This window comes from Leifsonia sp. 2TAF2, assembly GCF_052115085.1.
Taxonomy (GTDB): domain Bacteria; phylum Actinomycetota; class Actinomycetes; order Actinomycetales; family Microbacteriaceae; genus Leifsonia.
The window spans coordinates 1,270,658-1,285,644 of record NZ_JBFRFY010000001.1; the positions used below are offsets into that span (position 1 = coordinate 1,270,658).

Annotated in this window: 13 protein-coding genes; 9 read left to right on the forward strand and 4 right to left on the reverse strand. The window is 68.5% G+C overall.

The window, feature by feature from the left end; translation table 11 throughout:
* The first annotated feature begins 154 nt into the window (after positions 1 to 154).
* Positions 155 to 1,687: an ABC transporter permease gene (locus AB4Z18_RS06100; protein WP_441781797.1), complete on the forward strand. Its 1,533-nt coding sequence runs from the start codon at positions 155 to 157 to the stop codon at positions 1,685 to 1,687.
* Positions 1,687 to 2,697 carry an ABC transporter permease gene (locus AB4Z18_RS06105; RefSeq protein ID WP_441781798.1) on the forward strand — a complete coding sequence of 337 codons (1,011 nt, stop codon included), beginning with the start codon at positions 1,687 to 1,689 and terminating at the stop codon, positions 2,695 to 2,697. The genes AB4Z18_RS06100 and AB4Z18_RS06105 overlap by 1 nt, the downstream gene beginning before the upstream one ends.
* A 32-nt stretch (positions 2,698 to 2,729) precedes the next feature.
* Here AB4Z18_RS06105 and AB4Z18_RS06110 read toward each other — a convergent pair whose 3' ends face one another.
* Complete coding sequence (locus AB4Z18_RS06110) at positions 2,730 to 3,356, reverse strand: PH domain-containing protein (protein ID WP_441781799.1); 627 nt, start codon at positions 3,354 to 3,356, stop codon at positions 2,730 to 2,732.
* A 68-nt stretch (positions 3,357 to 3,424) separates the two neighbouring features.
* On the opposite strand from AB4Z18_RS06110, the gene AB4Z18_RS06115 reads away from it, so the two are divergent.
* From AB4Z18_RS06115 to AB4Z18_RS06125, 3 genes are all read left to right on the forward strand, one after another.
* Positions 3,425 to 5,284 carry an ABC transporter ATP-binding protein gene (locus tag AB4Z18_RS06115; RefSeq protein WP_441781800.1) on the forward strand — a complete coding sequence of 620 codons (1,860 nt, stop codon included), beginning with the start codon at positions 3,425 to 3,427 and terminating at the stop codon, positions 5,282 to 5,284.
* Between the two features lie 95 nt (positions 5,285 to 5,379).
* Positions 5,380 to 7,305: a translational GTPase TypA gene (gene typA, locus AB4Z18_RS06120; protein ID WP_441781801.1), complete on the forward strand. Its 1,926-nt coding sequence runs from the start codon at positions 5,380 to 5,382 to the stop codon at positions 7,303 to 7,305.
* Between the two features lie 158 nt (positions 7,306 to 7,463).
* Entirely contained in the window at positions 7,464 to 7,931 is a 468-nt protein-coding gene (locus AB4Z18_RS06125) for a hypothetical protein (protein WP_441781802.1), read from the forward strand.
* 52 nt (positions 7,932 to 7,983) lie between these two features.
* Here the strand turns inward: AB4Z18_RS06125 and efeB are convergent, their stop codons facing one another.
* From efeB to efeU, 3 genes are read right to left on the reverse strand one after another with little or no spacing between them, the layout of a single operon-like run.
* Complete coding sequence (gene efeB / locus AB4Z18_RS06130; RefSeq protein WP_441781803.1) at positions 7,984 to 9,366, reverse strand: iron uptake transporter deferrochelatase/peroxidase subunit; 1,383 nt, start codon at positions 9,364 to 9,366, stop codon at positions 7,984 to 7,986.
* A gap of 14 nt (positions 9,367 to 9,380) precedes the next feature.
* Positions 9,381 to 10,598 carry an iron uptake system protein EfeO gene (gene efeO, locus AB4Z18_RS06135; RefSeq protein WP_441781804.1) on the reverse strand — a complete coding sequence of 406 codons (1,218 nt, stop codon included), beginning with the start codon at positions 10,596 to 10,598 and terminating at the stop codon, positions 9,381 to 9,383.
* Between the two features lie 38 nt (positions 10,599 to 10,636).
* Positions 10,637 to 11,509: an iron uptake transporter permease EfeU gene (efeU, locus tag AB4Z18_RS06140; protein ID WP_441781805.1), complete on the reverse strand. Its 873-nt coding sequence runs from the start codon at positions 11,507 to 11,509 to the stop codon at positions 10,637 to 10,639.
* Positions 11,510 to 11,609: 100 nt separating this feature from the next.
* Between efeU and AB4Z18_RS06145 the strand changes: the two genes are divergently transcribed.
* From AB4Z18_RS06145 to AB4Z18_RS06160, 4 genes are all read left to right on the forward strand, one after another.
* Positions 11,610 to 11,990: a hypothetical protein gene (locus AB4Z18_RS06145; RefSeq protein ID WP_441781806.1), complete on the forward strand. Its 381-nt coding sequence runs from the start codon at positions 11,610 to 11,612 to the stop codon at positions 11,988 to 11,990.
* 34 nt (positions 11,991 to 12,024) lie between these two features.
* Positions 12,025 to 12,345, forward strand: a complete 321-nt coding sequence (gene fdxA / locus AB4Z18_RS06150; RefSeq protein WP_441781807.1) for a ferredoxin — start codon at positions 12,025 to 12,027, stop codon at positions 12,343 to 12,345.
* Positions 12,346 to 12,363: 18 nt separating this feature from the next.
* Entirely contained in the window at positions 12,364 to 13,482 is a 1,119-nt protein-coding gene (gene dapC, locus AB4Z18_RS06155) for a succinyldiaminopimelate transaminase (RefSeq protein ID WP_441781808.1), read from the forward strand.
* Between the two features lie 247 nt (positions 13,483 to 13,729).
* Positions 13,730 to 14,986, forward strand: a complete 1,257-nt coding sequence (locus tag AB4Z18_RS06160) for a citrate synthase (protein WP_441782983.1) — start codon at positions 13,730 to 13,732, stop codon at positions 14,984 to 14,986.
* Position 14,987 lies beyond the last annotated feature (1 nt).

Here is a 14,987-nt window from a genome sequence, read left to right on the forward strand (position 1 = left end):
TCCCTGCGGCGGGGGCGTCGGTTTCTTGACCGACGCCCCGTATCATGTAGTCGGTGGATGCGATCCGTCCACCCCGTGAGATACGCGCCTGGCGGCGAACCCCCTCCCGCCGCACCCCCGTTCGGCGCGTCCAGTCAGTGAAGGTTTTGAACCTATGGCGAGTTTCATCCTGAGGCGCCTCCTGGTCTCAGTGCTCATCATCATCGCCGCTTCGTTCCTGATGTACATGCTGGTGGCCTACAGTGTCGACCCGCTCCAGGATCTGCGAAGCAACAACTCCCCGAATAAGACGCAGCTCATCAACGCGCGCATCCAGCTGCTCCAGCTCGACGTGCCGCCGCCGCTGCGCTGGCTGCTGTGGCTGGGCGGTGCGGCCAAGTGCCTCATCCCGTTCGCCAACGCGTGCAACCTCGGCGCCACGGCGTCCAACGCGCAGGTGACCGACATCCTGCCGCAGGCCCTCGGGTCGACGGTCCAGCTGGTCACCTTCGCCCTGATCCTCGCGATCCTCCTCGGTGTGACCATCGGTATCGTCACCGCCCTTCGCCAGTACAGCGGACTCGACAACGTCGTCACGTTCTTCAGCTTCTTCCTGTACTCGCTTCCGGCGTTCCTCGTGGCCGTGCTCCTGAAGGAGTTCGTCGCCATCGGGTTCAACAATTTCCTCGCGCATCCGACGATTCCGTGGTGGGTCGCCATCATCATCGGCGTGGTCGCCGGCCTCATCTGGCAGTCGCTGATCGGCGGTGACCGACGGCGGCGTCTGATCACCTTCGTGGTCTCCACCGTGGCGACCGCCGGTGTGCTGCTGCTGATGTCGGCGACGAACTGGTTCCTCGTGCCGGGCCTCGGCCCGATCGTGATGATCCTCCTCATCGCCGCCACCGTGATCGGCGCGACCGCGCTCATCTCGGGGCTGCAGAACCGGCGTGCGCTCATCTCGGCGGCCATCGCCGGAGCGGTCAGCCTCGTCTGCTACTTCGCCCTGCAGCCGCTGTTCGACGTCTCCACGGTCGCGACCATCGTCATCCTGGCGATCGTCGCCATCGTCGTGACGCTGGCGATCGGCTGGTTCGTGGGCGGCTACGACCGCGGCCAGAACATGCGCGTCGCCGTGATCGTCACGGTCGTCTCCGGCTTCCTGATCATCGTCGACCGCTTCATGCAGGCCTGGCCGCAGTACTTCCAGGACACCAACGGCCGCCCGATCGCGACCGTCGGCTCCTCGACCCCTGGGCTCGAGGGCGACATGTGGGTCACCGGGCTCGACACGTTCACGCACCTGGTGCTGCCGACGATCGCGCTGCTCCTGATCTCCTTCGCGTCGTACACCCGCTACTCGCGGGCCGGGATGCTGGAGGTGCTGAACCAGGACTTCATCCGTACCGCGCGCGCCAAGGGCCTGCCGGAGCGGACGGTCGTGGTGCGCCACGCCTTCCGCAACATGCTGATCCCGATCACGACCCTCGTCGCCTTCGACGTCGGCGCGCTGCTGGGTGGTGCGGTCATCACGGAAAGGGTGTTCGCGATCCCCGGTATGGGCTCGCTGTTCAACCTGGGTCTCAGCCGTGGTGACCTCAACCCGGTCATGGCCTACTTCCTGGTGATCGCGGCCATGGCGATCCTGTTCAACTTCCTGGCAGACCTCGCGTACGCCGCACTCGACCCGAGAGTGAGGGTCCGATAATGTCCGACAACACACCTATCGCCGACGAGCTGCAGGCGCCGAGTGCGCCTCCGGTCAGTCAGGGCAAGCTGGTCTGGAAGCGGTTCCGGTCGAACAAGGTCGCTGTCGCCAGCGCCATCCTGTTCATCTTCATCCTGATCTTCTCGATCTCGGCCATCGGCCTCGGGCCCATCCCCGGATGGTGGAAGTACAACTACACCGAGCTGAACCCGCAGGTGCAGCAGGGCTCGCCGAGCTGGGAGCACCCGTTCGGTCAGGACCGCATCGGTAAGGACTACTTCGCGCTGACCATGCGCGGCATCCAGAACTCGATCCTCGTCATGGTCGTCCTCGGCCTGATCGCGAGCGTCGTGGGTGTCGTCGTCGGGGCGGTGGCGGGATACTTCCGCGGTGTCGTCGACGCCATCCTGATGCGCATCACCGACGTGTTCATCGTCATCCCGGCGCTGGTGATCGGCTCGGTCGTCGGGCACGCGTTCGGCGGGCTCGGCGCCTTCTTCCTGGCCCTGATGCTCGGGTTCTTCTCGTGGATGGGCATCGCCCGACTGGTCCGCGGCGAGTTCCTGTCGCTGCGCGAGCGGGAGTTCGTGGAGGCGGCGCGGGTCGCCGGCGCCTCGGACAGCCGAATCATCTTCAAGCACATCCTGCCGAACGCGATCGGCGTCGTGATCGTGGCCTCGACCCTGATCATGGCCTCCGCCATCCTGCTCGAGACGGCGTTGTCGTACCTCGGCTACGGCATCCGGCCGCCGGACGTCTCGCTCGGCCTCCTGATCAGCTCCAACCAGTCGGCGTTCCAGACCCGGCCATGGCTGTTCTGGTGGCCCGGCGCGTTCATCGTCACCCTGGCGCTGCTCGTCAACTTCGTCGGTGACGGCCTGCGTGACGCGTTCGACCCGCGCCACCGCCGGTTCAACCTGCGCAAGATGCGCGAGCAGGAGCCGGAGGACGGCGAAGGCGACGACCGCAGCCCGCGGACCGGAGCGGCCCTCGCGGAGGACGTGCTGTGATGACCGCCTCCGCCGCGCTGCTCCCGGGCCTGTCAGGCCAGGAGCAGCGCGGCGACGGTGGCCGCGAGCAGCACCACCAGCGCCACCAGCGCCGCGATGTGCCAGCGCACGGCGACCGGCGTCTCGTCGGCTCGGCCGGCGTCGATCGCGCCCGAGTCCTGCAGCATCGTCCAGCGGCGGCGGACCACCTCGGCCGCCGCACCGGACTCGGTGCCGAGCAGGTCGCCGGGGCGGCGCACGCTGTCCTCGACGCGCGGCCGGCCGAGGCGTCCCCGCGTCTCATTGCGAGTGGCGCGGAGCGTGCTGCCGGTGCCCGGGGCGGGCGCAGCCCACACCGGGAAACGGTGGCCGGGCGTGTACAGCGTCAGCGCGAACTTGGTGTCGACGGCGATCAGCGCCTCCCACGGGATGTGGATGGTGCGGGTCACGTTGACGACGGTGATGCCGTCGTCGGCGACCGTCAGCTGCGGTCGCCACAGCATCGCCCAGGCGACGAAGGCGAACAGCGCGCCCGGCACGATGTACAGCAGTCGGGCGTCGTGGACGCTCACCAGCAGGCCGACGGTCAGGGCGACAGCAGCCGCCCAGATCAGCACGGCAAGGACCCGGTTGAACCGGGACACGAAAACCTCGCGCTCGGCGGGGGAGACGTAGGGCATGGGTCCATGCTCTCATTCCGCTCGTTCTCCTCCGACGCAGAGCGCGCCCCCGAAAGGAACCACGAATCATGACCGAGACCAACCCGGCTCGGACGACGCCTGCGACCGGCGGCCCCGTCCTCGAGGTGAACGGCCTCTCCGTCGACTTCGGTGTGGACGGCGAGTGGGTGCCGGCCGCCAAGAAGCTCGACTACCAGATCAAGGCGGGCGAGGTCCTCGCCATCGTCGGCGAATCCGGCTCCGGCAAGAGTGCGAGCTCGATGGCGATCCTCGACCTCCTGCCGCAGAACTCCCGCGTGCGCGGCTCGATCAAGCTGGACGGCCGCGAGCTGACCGGCCTCAGCCAGCCGCAGATGCGCCGGGTGCGGGGCCGCCAGGTCGCCGTGATCTTCCAGGAGCCGATGACGGCTCTGAACCCGGTGTACACGGTGGGCTTCCAGATCGTGGAGACCCTGCGCATCCACTTCGGGATGTCGCCCCACGAGGCCAAGGAGCGCGCGCTCGAGCTGCTCGCCATGGTGGAGCTGCCGGACCCGAAGAAGGCGTTCAACTCCTACCCGCACCAGCTCTCCGGTGGCCAGCGGCAGCGCGCCATGATCGCGCAGTCCATCTCGTGCGACCCGAAGCTCCTGATCGCCGACGAGCCGACCACGGCGCTCGACGTGACCGTGCAGGCCGAGATCCTGGAGCTGCTGCGCAGCCTCCGCGACCGGCTGGACAGCGCCATCCTGCTGATCACGCACGACATGGGTGTCGTCGCGGACCTCGCCGACAACATCGTCGTCATGCGTAAGGGCGACATCGTCGAGGCGGGCACGGTGGCGGACGTGTTCGCCAACCCGCAGCACCCGTACACGATCGCCCTGCTCGACGCCGTGCCGCACCTCGGCCAGCGCGAGGACGAGGAGATCGACACCACGGCCGCCCTCGCCGCGGGCACCGAGCACCCGGATGAGTCCTTCACCGAGCGCATCCGCGCCAACGAGCGCGCGGCCCAGGCCGAGCACGAGAGATCCGAGATGGACAAGCGGCAGGTGGTCGTCGACTTCCAGAACGTCGCCATCGAGTACCCGAAGCACGGCCGCGTGCCCGCCTTCCGCGCCGCCAGCGACATCGACCTGAAGATCCACGAGGGCGAGGTCGTCGGACTCGTGGGCGAGTCGGGCTCCGGCAAGACCACGCTCGGCCGCGCCGCCATCGCGCTGCTGCCCATCCACTCGGGCAAGCTGGTCGTCGCCGGTCAGGACATCAGCAAGCCGAGCCGGGACGAGATCCGCCAGCTGCACCGCAACGTCGGCATCGTCTTCCAGGACCCGTCGTCGTCGCTGAACCCGCGCCTCCAGATCTCCGACTCCATCGCCGAGCCGCTTCGCCTCGCGAAGAACCTCAAGGGTGCGGAGTTGTCGAAGGAGGTCGACCGCCTGCTCGACAGCGTCGAGCTGCCGCGCGCCTACCGCAGCCGGTTCCCGCACGAGCTCTCGGGCGGTCAGAAGCAGCGCGTCGGAATCGCCCGTGCGCTGTCGCTGAAGCCGCAGGTGCTCATCGCCGACGAGCCGACGAGCGCACTGGATGTGTCGGTCCAGGCCCGCGTGCTGCAGCTGATGCAGACGCTGCAGAAGGAGATGAACTTCGCCTGCCTGTTCATCACCCACGACCTCGCCGTCATCGACGTGCTCGCCGACCGCATCGCGGTGATGCACCACGGCCGGCTGGTCGAGGTGGGAACCCGCGACGAGATCCTCCGCTACCCGAAGGAGGCCTACACCCAGCGCCTCCTCGCCGCGGTGCCGCTCCCTGATCCGGAGCAGCAGCGCGCGCGTCGCGCACTGCGCCTGGAGCTGCTCGCGGCGGGCTCGGACGAGTCCGCGCCGCCGACCGTCGTCCCTGAGCCGCAGACCCCCGAGCCGCCTGTCGCACAGGGGCTGTAGCGCTCGCTGACAGCGGACACAGGAGAAGGGGAGCGGATCCAGGATAGAATGGACCGTTCCCCTTCTTCCTTCTGACGAGAGTCGAGTCTTCACGCATGTCCGAGAACGCCGTCGCCCGCCGCGACGATCTGCGCAATGTCGCGATCGTCGCCCACGTCGACCACGGCAAGACCACGCTGGTCGATGCCATGCTGAAGCAGACGAACTCGTTCGATGCCCACGCCCACGTCGAAGACCGCGCCATGGACTCCAACGAGCTGGAGCGTGAGAAGGGCATCACGATCCTCGCCAAGAACACGGCGATCTCGTACAAGGGCAAGCATGCCCCGAACGGTCCGATCACGATCAACGTGATCGACACCCCGGGCCACGCCGACTTCGGCGGCGAGGTCGAGCGCGGCCTCTCGATGGTCGACGGCGTCGTCCTGCTGGTGGATGCGTCCGAGGGCCCCCTGCCGCAGACCCGCTTCGTGCTGCGCAAGGCGCTCGAGGCGAAGCTCCCCGTGATCCTCGCGGTCAACAAGACCGACCGTGGCGACGCGCGCATCGACGAGGTCGTCGGCGAGAGCCAGGACCTCCTGCTCGGTCTCGCGAGCGACCTCTCCGACGACGTTCCGGATCTCGACCTCGACGCCATCCTCGACGTGCCCGTGGTCTACGCCTCGGGTCGCGCCGGAGCTGCGAGCCGCAACAAGCCGGCCAACGGCGAGCTGCCCGACAACGACGACCTCGAGCCGCTGTTCGAGGCCATCCTCGAGCACATCCCGGCGCCGAGCTACGACCCGGAGGCGCCCCTGCAGGCGCACGTCACCAACCTCGACGCCTCGCCCTTCCTCGGGCGTCTGGCGCTCCTCCGCATCTTCAACGGCACCCTCCGCAAGGGCCAGACGGTCGCCTGGGTGCGTCACGACGGCGACGTGCACAACGTGCGCGTCACCGAACTGCTGATGACGAAGGCGCTCGACCGTTACCCGGCCGAGTCCGGTGGTCCCGGTGACATCGTCGCCGTCGCCGGCTTCGCCGACATCATGATCGGCGACACCCTCGCCGACCCGGAGGACGTGCGTCCGCTGCCCGCGATCCACGTCGACGAGCCCGCCATCTCCATGACGATCGGTACCAACACGTCGCCGCTCGTCGGCAAGGTGAAGGGCCACAAGCTCACCGCGCGCATGGTCAAGGACCGCCTCGACCGCGAGCTGGTCGGTAACGTGTCGCTGCGCGTGCTCGACATCGGCCGCCCGGACGCGTGGGAGGTGCAGGGCCGCGGCGAGCTGGCGCTGGCCATCCTCGTCGAGCAGATGCGCCGCGAGGGCTACGAGCTCACCGTCGGCAAGCCTCAGGTGGTCACCAAGAAGATCGACGGCAAGACCCACGAGCCGTACGAGCACCTGACGATCGACGCCCCCGAGGAGTACCTCGGCGCGATCACCCAGCTGCTCGCCGCCCGCAAGGGCCGCATGGAGAACATGGCGAACCACGGCACCGGCTGGGTCCGCATGGAGTTCATCGTCCCGTCGCGCGGCCTGATCGGCTTCCGCACCGAGTTCCTCACCACCACGCGCGGTACCGGCATCGCGAACGCGATCTCGCACGGCTACGACGAGTGGGCCGGCCACATCGTGACCCGCAGCAACGGCTCGATCGTCGCCGACCGCGCCGGCGTCGTCACCCCGTTCGCCATCATCGCCCTGCAGGAGCGCATGACGTTCTTCGTGAACCCCACCGAGGAGGTGTACGAGGGCATGGTCATCGGCGAGAACTCGCGCGCCGACGACATGGACGTGAACATCACCAAGGAGAAGAAGCTGACCAATATGCGTCAGTCGACCGCCGACAACTTCGAGTCGATGACGCCGTCGCGTCAGCTCACTCTCGAGGAGTCGCTGGAGTTCGCGCGCGACGACGAATGCGTCGAGGTCACGCCTGAGGCCGTGCGCATCCGCAAGGTCGAGCTGGATGCGACCGCGCGCGGTCGTGCCGCCGCCCGCCTGAAGCGTCAGGACGCCGCGGCGGTCTGACCCGCGGGGCTGCTTCCCTCGTACGGAAGGAGATTCGGACGTTTCCCGTCCGAATCTCCTTCCGTACTGCCATGTGTAGGAGATTTCGGCCCGATTCTCCTTCGATGCGCACGACATCGTGCACCCTCCCGCTCGGGTCGGTCCACGAGAATGGGGACATGAACCGCCGCATCCTCGCCGTCCCGCTCGTCGCCGTGTTGCTGCTCGGCGCGGCACCCGCGCTGACCGCTTGCAGCTTCCAGGGCGTCGTGAAGGACGTGTCCGGCGGCAACGTCGACATCGGCGGCACCTCGGTGCCGTCGGACTTCCCCAAAGAGGTCCCTCTCGCGAGCGGCGACGTCGTGCTCGGCGCGGGCCTCGGCTCAGGGGACGACAAGGTGTGGAACGTCACGGTCAAGGTCGATGGCGCTGACGCGTACACCGCGATCGAGAAGCAGTTGACCGACGCGGGCTTCAGCGGCGAGTTCGGTGCCCAAGGCCCGAAGGGCGGTGGCACGGGCACGTTCACCAACGGCACGTACGGAGTGCTCGTGGTCGTCACCGACGCGGGCAGCAACGGCTGGGTCGCCAACTACTCGGTATCGAAGGGGATGGCCCCCAGCGCGACGCCGACGCCAAGCTCCTGAATACAGGCTCCTGAAAACAGGCTCCTGAATACAGGCTCCTGAGTACAGGACCCTACGCGAACAGTCCCGCCCCCACGTACGAGCCTTCCCTCGCCCCGGGCGGCACCGCGAACACGCCCGAGCCGACGTGGCGGACGTACTCGTTCATCAGATCGTTCGCCGCCAGCCGCTGCTGGATCGGGATGAACTGCTTCCGCGGGTCGCGCTGGAAAGCGATGAAGAACAGCCCGGCGTTGAGTCGCCCCAGCTCGTCGTTGCCGTCCACGAAGTTGTAGCCGCGGCGCAGCAGCTGCGCTCCGGCGTTGGCGGTGGGATGCGCGAGCCGGACGTGCGAGTCCGGGTCGATCTTGGTGCCGCCGTCTTTTGCCAGTGCGAGGAAGTTGGGCTCGGTGAACTCGGTGCCGCCGGACAGTGGCGCCCCTTCGCCCTTGTCCCGACCGATGATGCGCTCCTGCTCGCCGAGCTGCTGCCGGTCCCACGTCTCGATCACCATGCGGATCTTGCGGGCGACCAGGTATGAGCCGCCGTCCATCCACGCGGCGCCGTCTCCGTGTGCCGCCCACACGTAATCGTCGACGACCGACTGGTCCTCCGACTTGATATTGGCCGTGCCGTCCTTGAAGCCGAAAAGGTTGCGCGGGGTGACCTGCGCGCGCGAGGTGGAGGAGGTTCGGCCGAAGCCGAGCTGCGACCAGCGGATGGCGGCGCGGCCGAAGGCGATGCGCGACAGGTTCCGGATGGCATGCACGGCCACCTGGGGGTCGTCGCTGCACGCCTGCACGCACAGGTCGCCGCCGGTGATGGGCGCAAGCAGCGCGTCGCCGGGGAACCGCGGGAGGTCGACCAGCGCGGCCGGGCGGTGGGACGCGATCCCGAACCGGTCCTCGCCCGTCGCCGACCGGAACAGCGTGGCGCCGAAGCCGAAGGTGAGCGTCAGCCCGCCGGGCGGGAGGTCGAGGGCCTCGCCGGTGTCGTCCGGGGGAGCGTCGGTCGGGCCGGAGGCAGGGCCGTACTTGCCCGCCGGACGCCCCTGCGTCATCCGGGCCGCGGCCTTCGTCCAGTCCTGCAGCAACTCGATGAGGCCGTCCCGGTCGAGGCCCGGGGACGTGTCGAACGTGGCGAAGTGGAGGCGGTCCTGGGCCGGCGTCGTGATGCCGGCCTGGTGCGCGCCGTAGAACGGGTAGGTGGATGCGGTCGAAGCGGTCGCACCGAGCACGGCACGGTCGACACCGACGCCCGCAGCGGCCCCGACCAGACCGGCTCCGACGGTCGCTCCGGCAAGGCCGAGCATCCCGCGCCGCGATAGCCCGGGGCGCTCGGTGCTCCCAGAGCCGCCAGAGACCCTAGAGCCCTCAGAACCCTCAGAGACGCCGGAGCGCCCGGCGACCTCCTCGTTCTCCGGGCGTTCGGCGTCGGGACGCTGCCTGCGGCTCACTCTCGGGTTCGCCCTTACTTGACGATGATCGAGGTCAGCCGGCTGAGCGGCTCACTGAGCGCGTTCACCTGATCGGACAGCTGCTTGACCTGGTCGGTGGTGAGCTCGGTGTAGCTGACGAAGCCGTCGCCGGACTTGTAGTGAGCCAGCGTGGTGGCGACCGTCTTGAATTCGGCATCGAGCTTGGCGACGACATCCTTGCCGCTGCTGCCCTTCTGCGAGGCGGTGTCGCGGACGACGCCGTACGCGACCTTGGCGCCCTCAAGGTTCGCCTGGAAGTCCTGCAGGTCCGTGTGCGAGAAGGCCTCCTCCTCACCCGTGATCTTGGAACCAGCCACCTCCTCCATCAGGCCGATGGCGCCGTTGGAGATCTGGTCGATGGTGAGGGTGAAGTCCTTGGCGTGCACGAGGTCGTACAGGCGCTGGGTGTCGGCGACGAGCTTGTCGGCGAGCTGCGTGCGGGTGGCCGCGTCGGCGGGGGTGTAGCCGGCGGGCGCCCAGAGGTCCTTCTCGATGCGGTGCCAGCCGGTCCACTCCTGGCCTTCCGCCAGGTCGGCCTCGCGGAGGTCGAGGGCCGGGTCAAGGTCGCCGAACTGCTCGGCCGTCGGTTCGATCCGCTCGTAGAAGGATCGGGCGGAGGCGTACTGCGCGCGAGCCGCGGCGTCGTCACCTCCGGCGTAGGCGGCCGCGAACGTCTTGGTGGCGGTCAGGAGCGCACCCGACTGGTCCTTCACGTACCCGACGTAGTTGCTGACGGCCTGCGCGACCTGCTTGCTCTCGCTCTGCGTGACCGTCTTGCCCGACCCGGGGGTCACCGTGAAGGCGGCGACGTGGGTGGGCTGGCCGACCATCCCCTTCCGGCACGCCGAGAAGTAGTCGCCCTCGGCGAGCTGCACCACGTAGTTGACCGTGGTGCCGGGGCCGATGTTCTCCTTCTCACCGACGATGCGCAGCTTGTCGGTCGCGAGGAGCTCGAACTCGTTGACGTCGGTCCCGCTGTTCGTCACCTGGAAGGTGATCGGGCCGGCCTTCGCCGTGCTGGTCGCGACTGTGCACTTGCTGTCGGTCAGCGTGACCGCGATCGCCTCGTCGGAGGCCGTGGCCTGGTTCGGCACGCAGCCGGTCAGAGCGGCAGCGAGGGCAGCGGTCCCGGCAAGGGAACCGGCCACGGCGACCAGGCGGCGGCGGACCGGGCGTGCGGCGCGGGCGGCCACCGGGCGGAGTCGAGGCATGGGTGTACTGCGCTTTCTGTTCGGGTGCTGCGTGAGGTTCAGGAGGCGATGGGCGCGTGCTGCGACGCCGGCGCGGACGTGGGTGCTGGCGCACTCGGGGCCGGCCGGGCGGACGCCCGGTGCTGGCGCACGTAGAAGTAGCCGACGACGGCGAGGTAGGCGACCCACGCCCCGACCTGGAGCCAGGTCGGCGACGGGTTGAAGTTGACGATGCCGGCCGCCAGGGTGCCGTACCAGCTGGAGGAGGGGATGGCGCCGCTGATGTCGTAGGCGTGGACGCCGCCGCCGGGGATCAGCCCGGCCTCCTGCAGGTCGCCGATTCCGTACGCGAGGACACCGGCGGCGACGAGGATGAGGAACGCGCCGGTCCAGGTGAAGAACGCGCCGAGGTTGATCTTCACCATGCCGCGGTAGAGCAGGAACCCGAGCACTGCGGCGGTGGCGAGCCCGAGGAGCGCACCTACGGCGGGCTCCCAGCTGTCTCCGGTGCTCGCGACGGTCGCCCAGACGAAGAGGGAGGTCTCGATGCCTTCGCGGCCGACGCTCAGCATGGCGAGGAGCACCACGCCCCAGCCGGCGCCGACGAGCGCCGAGTCGAGCCGGCCGTGCAGGGTGGACTTCATGGACCGGGCGGTCTTGCCCATCCAGAACACCATCCACGTGACGAAACCGACGGCGACGATGGACAGCGAACCACCGAGGATCTCTTGCGCCTGGAAGCTCATCCCCATCGGTCCCCAGGTGAGGACCGCGCCGATGGCGAGCGGGACGATGAGGGCGATCCCGACGCCGATCCACAGCTTCGAGAGCACTTCGGTCCGGCCGAGCTTCACGACGTAGGCGACCAGGATGGTGACGATGAGCGCCATCTCGAGGCCTTCGCGGAGGCCGATCAGGTAGTTCGCGAGCACGGGGGACCTTGTCGTCGATCGAGGGATGTGGTTGGTAAGGCTAACCTTACCCACTCGACTGTAGATCACCCTTCTGAGAGTGTCCAGCTAGGATGCGAGGATGTTCAGCCGGATCGTCAGCGCCATCCTCCTCGTGCTGGCCGGAGCGGTGTTCGGAGCGATCGGAACGATCGCCCACCAGATCTCGGTGACCTGGGGCATCCCCATCCCGCTCGGGCTCATCGGGTCGCTGCTGGCGTTCACGTCCCTGCTGGTCGGGCTCCGGCTCCTCGGCCACAGCCGCTTGCCGGCCCTCCTCGCTGCGCTCGGCGCGATCGTCGTCATCCTGCTGTTCACGCAGGAGAGCGGGGGAGGCTCTGTGCTCATCCCGAACAATCTTGCGGGGCAGGTGTGGCTGATCGGGCCGATCCTGATCGCCGCTGTCGTCGTCGCGTGGCCGGACGTCCGCGTCCGCCGTCCCGCAGCGAACGGCCTAAGCTAGAAGCACAGCTCCTCGTGAAGGGATCCGAACCACTGTGACCTATGTCATCGCTCTCCCGTGCGTCGATGTGAAGGACAGGGCCTGTATCGACGAGTGCCCCGTCGACTGCATCTACGAGGGCGAACGGTCGCTGTACATCCACCCCGACGAGTGCGTCGACTGCGGCGCCTGCGAGCCGGTCTGCCCGGTCGAGGCGATCTACTACGAGGACGACCTGCCCGAGGAGTGGAAGGACTACTACCGCGCCAATGTGGAGTTCTTCGACGACATCGGATCGCCGGGCGGTGCCGCGAAGGTCGGTGTGATCCAGAAGGATCACCCGCTGATCGCCGCCCTGCCCCCGCAGGCCCACTGAGCGTGACGGCCCACTGAGGTGGCGCTGCAGCAGCTCCCGGACTACCCCTGGGACCAGATGGTGCCGTACGCCGAGCGCGCGCGGTCTCACCCTGGCGGCCTGGTGGACCTGTCGATCGGATCGCCGGTCGACCCGACGCCGGACCTCATCCGTGAGGCGCTCGCCGAGGCGACGGATGCGCACGCCTACCCGCAGACCGTCGGGACGCCCGCCCTTCGCGAGGCGATCGTCGATTGGTTCGAGCGTCGTCGCGGCGTGCGCGGGCTGACCGTCGACAACGTGCTGCCGACCATCGGCTCGAAGGAGCTGGTGGCGCTGCTTCCCTTCATGCTGGGCCTCGGGGAGGGCGACATCGTCGTCCACCCGCGCGCGGCATACCCGACCTACGCCATCGGCGCCTCGATCGCAGGCGCGACCGCTCTAGCGAGCGACGACCCGGCCGAGTGGCCCGAGGGCACGCGCCTGGTCTGGCTGAACTCTCCAGGAAATCCGGATGGCCGCATCCTCTCGGTCGCCGAACTGCGGGCCGCCGTCGCGCGGGCCAGGGAGCTCGGCGCGTACATCGCGAGCGACGAGTGCTACGCCGAACTCGGCTGGGAGGCGCCCTGGGATGCCCACCGCGTCCCGAGCATCCTCGACCCCCGGGTGATCGGGCAGAACCGCGAGAATGTCCTCGCCGTGTACTCGCTCAGCAAGCAGTCGAACCTTGCCGGCTACCGTGCGGCGTTCGTCGCCGGGTGCCGGTCGATCATCGACCGGCTGGTGAACGTCCGCAAGCACGCGGGCCTCATGCTCCCGGCGCCGCTGCAGGCGGCGATGGTGGCCGCGCTGGGCGACGAGGAGCACGTGGAGGCGCAGAAGGCGCGGTACCGCGCCCGGCGCGAGCTGCTGAAGCCGGCGCTTGAGGCAGCCGGGTTCCGGATCGACCGGAGCGAGGGCGGGCTGTACCTGTGGGCGACGGAGGGACGCGACGCCTGGGAGAGCATCGGACGCCTCGCCGATCTCGGGATCCTGGCCGGTCCCGGCCACTTCTACGGGGAGTTCTTCCCGCAGCACGTCCGGCTTTCGCTCACGGCGACCGACGAGCGGGTCGCCGCTGCGGCCGAGCGGCTGCGCGCCTTTGGAGAGTCCCTCTAACGTCATCGCGCTCGCTTTGACCGATGCCACAGTTGTCGCCGACGTTCGTTAGGCTGTATCGGCAGGCCCGTGAGCGCACGGCACTGTGCAGCGCTGCCACAACCGGCGCGCAAGACCCCGACTATCCCCACCAGGAGGCGTTGTGAGCGGACTCGGCACCGAAAGCACTGGCACCGAGAAGGCCCCGAACGAGGCGGACGGTTCTGCCGAGGCGGGATCGGCGGAGGCCGAGCTCGCGACGGCCTCGCTGAGCTACCCGGGCGGCGTCGCCGAGTTCCCGATCCGCCCGAGCGTCGACGGCGCGTCGAGCATCGACTTCTCCTCGCTGACCAAGCAGACCGGGCTCACCAGCCTCGACTACGGCTTCGTCAACACCGCGGCCACGCGCTCGTCGATCACCTACATCGACGGCGAGCAGGGCATCCTGCGCTACCGCGGGTACCCGATCGAGCAGCTGGCCGAGAACTCCACCTTCCTCGAGGTCGCCTGGCTGCTGATCCACGGCGAGCTGCCGTCTCCGTCCGAACTCTCGGAGTTCGACGAGCGCATCCGCCGTCACACGCTCCTCCACGAGGATCTGCGACGCTTCTTCGACGCGCTCCCGCACGACGCGCACCCGATGTCGGTGCTGTCGAGCGCCGTCTCCGCGCTGTCGACGTTCTACCAGGACTCGCTCAGCGTCAGCGACCCGGAGCAGGTGGAGCTCTCCACCATCCGGCTGCTCGCCAAGCTCCCCGTCATCGCGGCCTACGCGCACAAGAAGAGCCTCGGCCAGGCGTTCCTCTACCCGGACAACTCGCTGAGCTTCGTGGACAACTTCCTGCGCCTCAACTTCGGCACGCTCGCCGAGCCGTACGAGGTGAATCCGGTGCTCTCGCGGGCGCTGGAGCGTCTGCTGATCCTCCACGAGGACCACGAGCAGAACGCCTCCACCTCCACGGTTCGCCTCGTCGGTTCGACCCAGGCGAACCTGTTCGCCTCCGTCTCGGCCGGCATCAACGCGCTCTACGGCCCGCTGCACGGCGGCGCGAACGAAGCGGTGCTCCAGATGCTCGCCGGCATCCGCGACTCGGGCGAGAGCGTCCAGAAGTTCGTGGAGCGGGTGAAGAACAAGGAGTCGGGCGTCAAGCTCATGGGCTTCGGCCACCGGGTCTACAAGAACTTCGACCCGCGCGCCAAGCTCGTGAAGCAGTCGGCCGACGAGGTGCTCGAGGCACTCGGCGTTCACGATCCGCTGCTCGACATCGCCAAGGAGCTGGAGGAGGTCGCGCTCGCGGACCAGTACTTCGTCGACCGCAAGCTCTACCCGAACGTCGACTTCTACACGGGCGTGATCTACAAGGCCATGGGCTTCCCGACGCGGATGTTCACGGTGCTCTTCGCGATCGGCCGGCTCCCGGGATGGATCGCCCACTGGCGCGAGATGAACCTCGACCCGCAGACCAAGATCGGGCGCCCGCAGCAGCTGTATGTGGGCTCGCCGGAGCGCGACCTCGGTCGCTGAC

Bases quoted from the DNA above. Each gene is read 5' to 3' on its own strand.
- AB4Z18_RS06125 (WP_441781802.1), top strand. From the start codon at position 7,464: ATGAACCGCCGCATCCTCGCCGTCCCGCTCGTCGCCGTGTTGCTGCTC.
- efeO (WP_441781804.1), bottom strand. From the start codon at position 10,598: ATGCCTCGACTCCGCCCGGTGGCCGCCCGCGCCGCACGCCCGGTCCGC.
- AB4Z18_RS06115 (WP_441781800.1), top strand. From the start codon at position 3,425: ATGACCGAGACCAACCCGGCTCGGACGACGCCTGCGACCGGCGGCCCC.
- typA (WP_441781801.1), top strand. From the start codon at position 5,380: ATGTCCGAGAACGCCGTCGCCCGCCGCGACGATCTGCGCAATGTCGCG.
- AB4Z18_RS06100 (WP_441781797.1), top strand. From the start codon at position 155: ATGGCGAGTTTCATCCTGAGGCGCCTCCTGGTCTCAGTGCTCATCATC.
- AB4Z18_RS06110 (WP_441781799.1), bottom strand. From the start codon at position 3,356: ATGCCCTACGTCTCCCCCGCCGAGCGCGAGGTTTTCGTGTCCCGGTTC.
- AB4Z18_RS06145 (WP_441781806.1), top strand. From the start codon at position 11,610: ATGTTCAGCCGGATCGTCAGCGCCATCCTCCTCGTGCTGGCCGGAGCG.
- AB4Z18_RS06105 (WP_441781798.1), top strand. From the start codon at position 1,687: ATGTCCGACAACACACCTATCGCCGACGAGCTGCAGGCGCCGAGTGCG.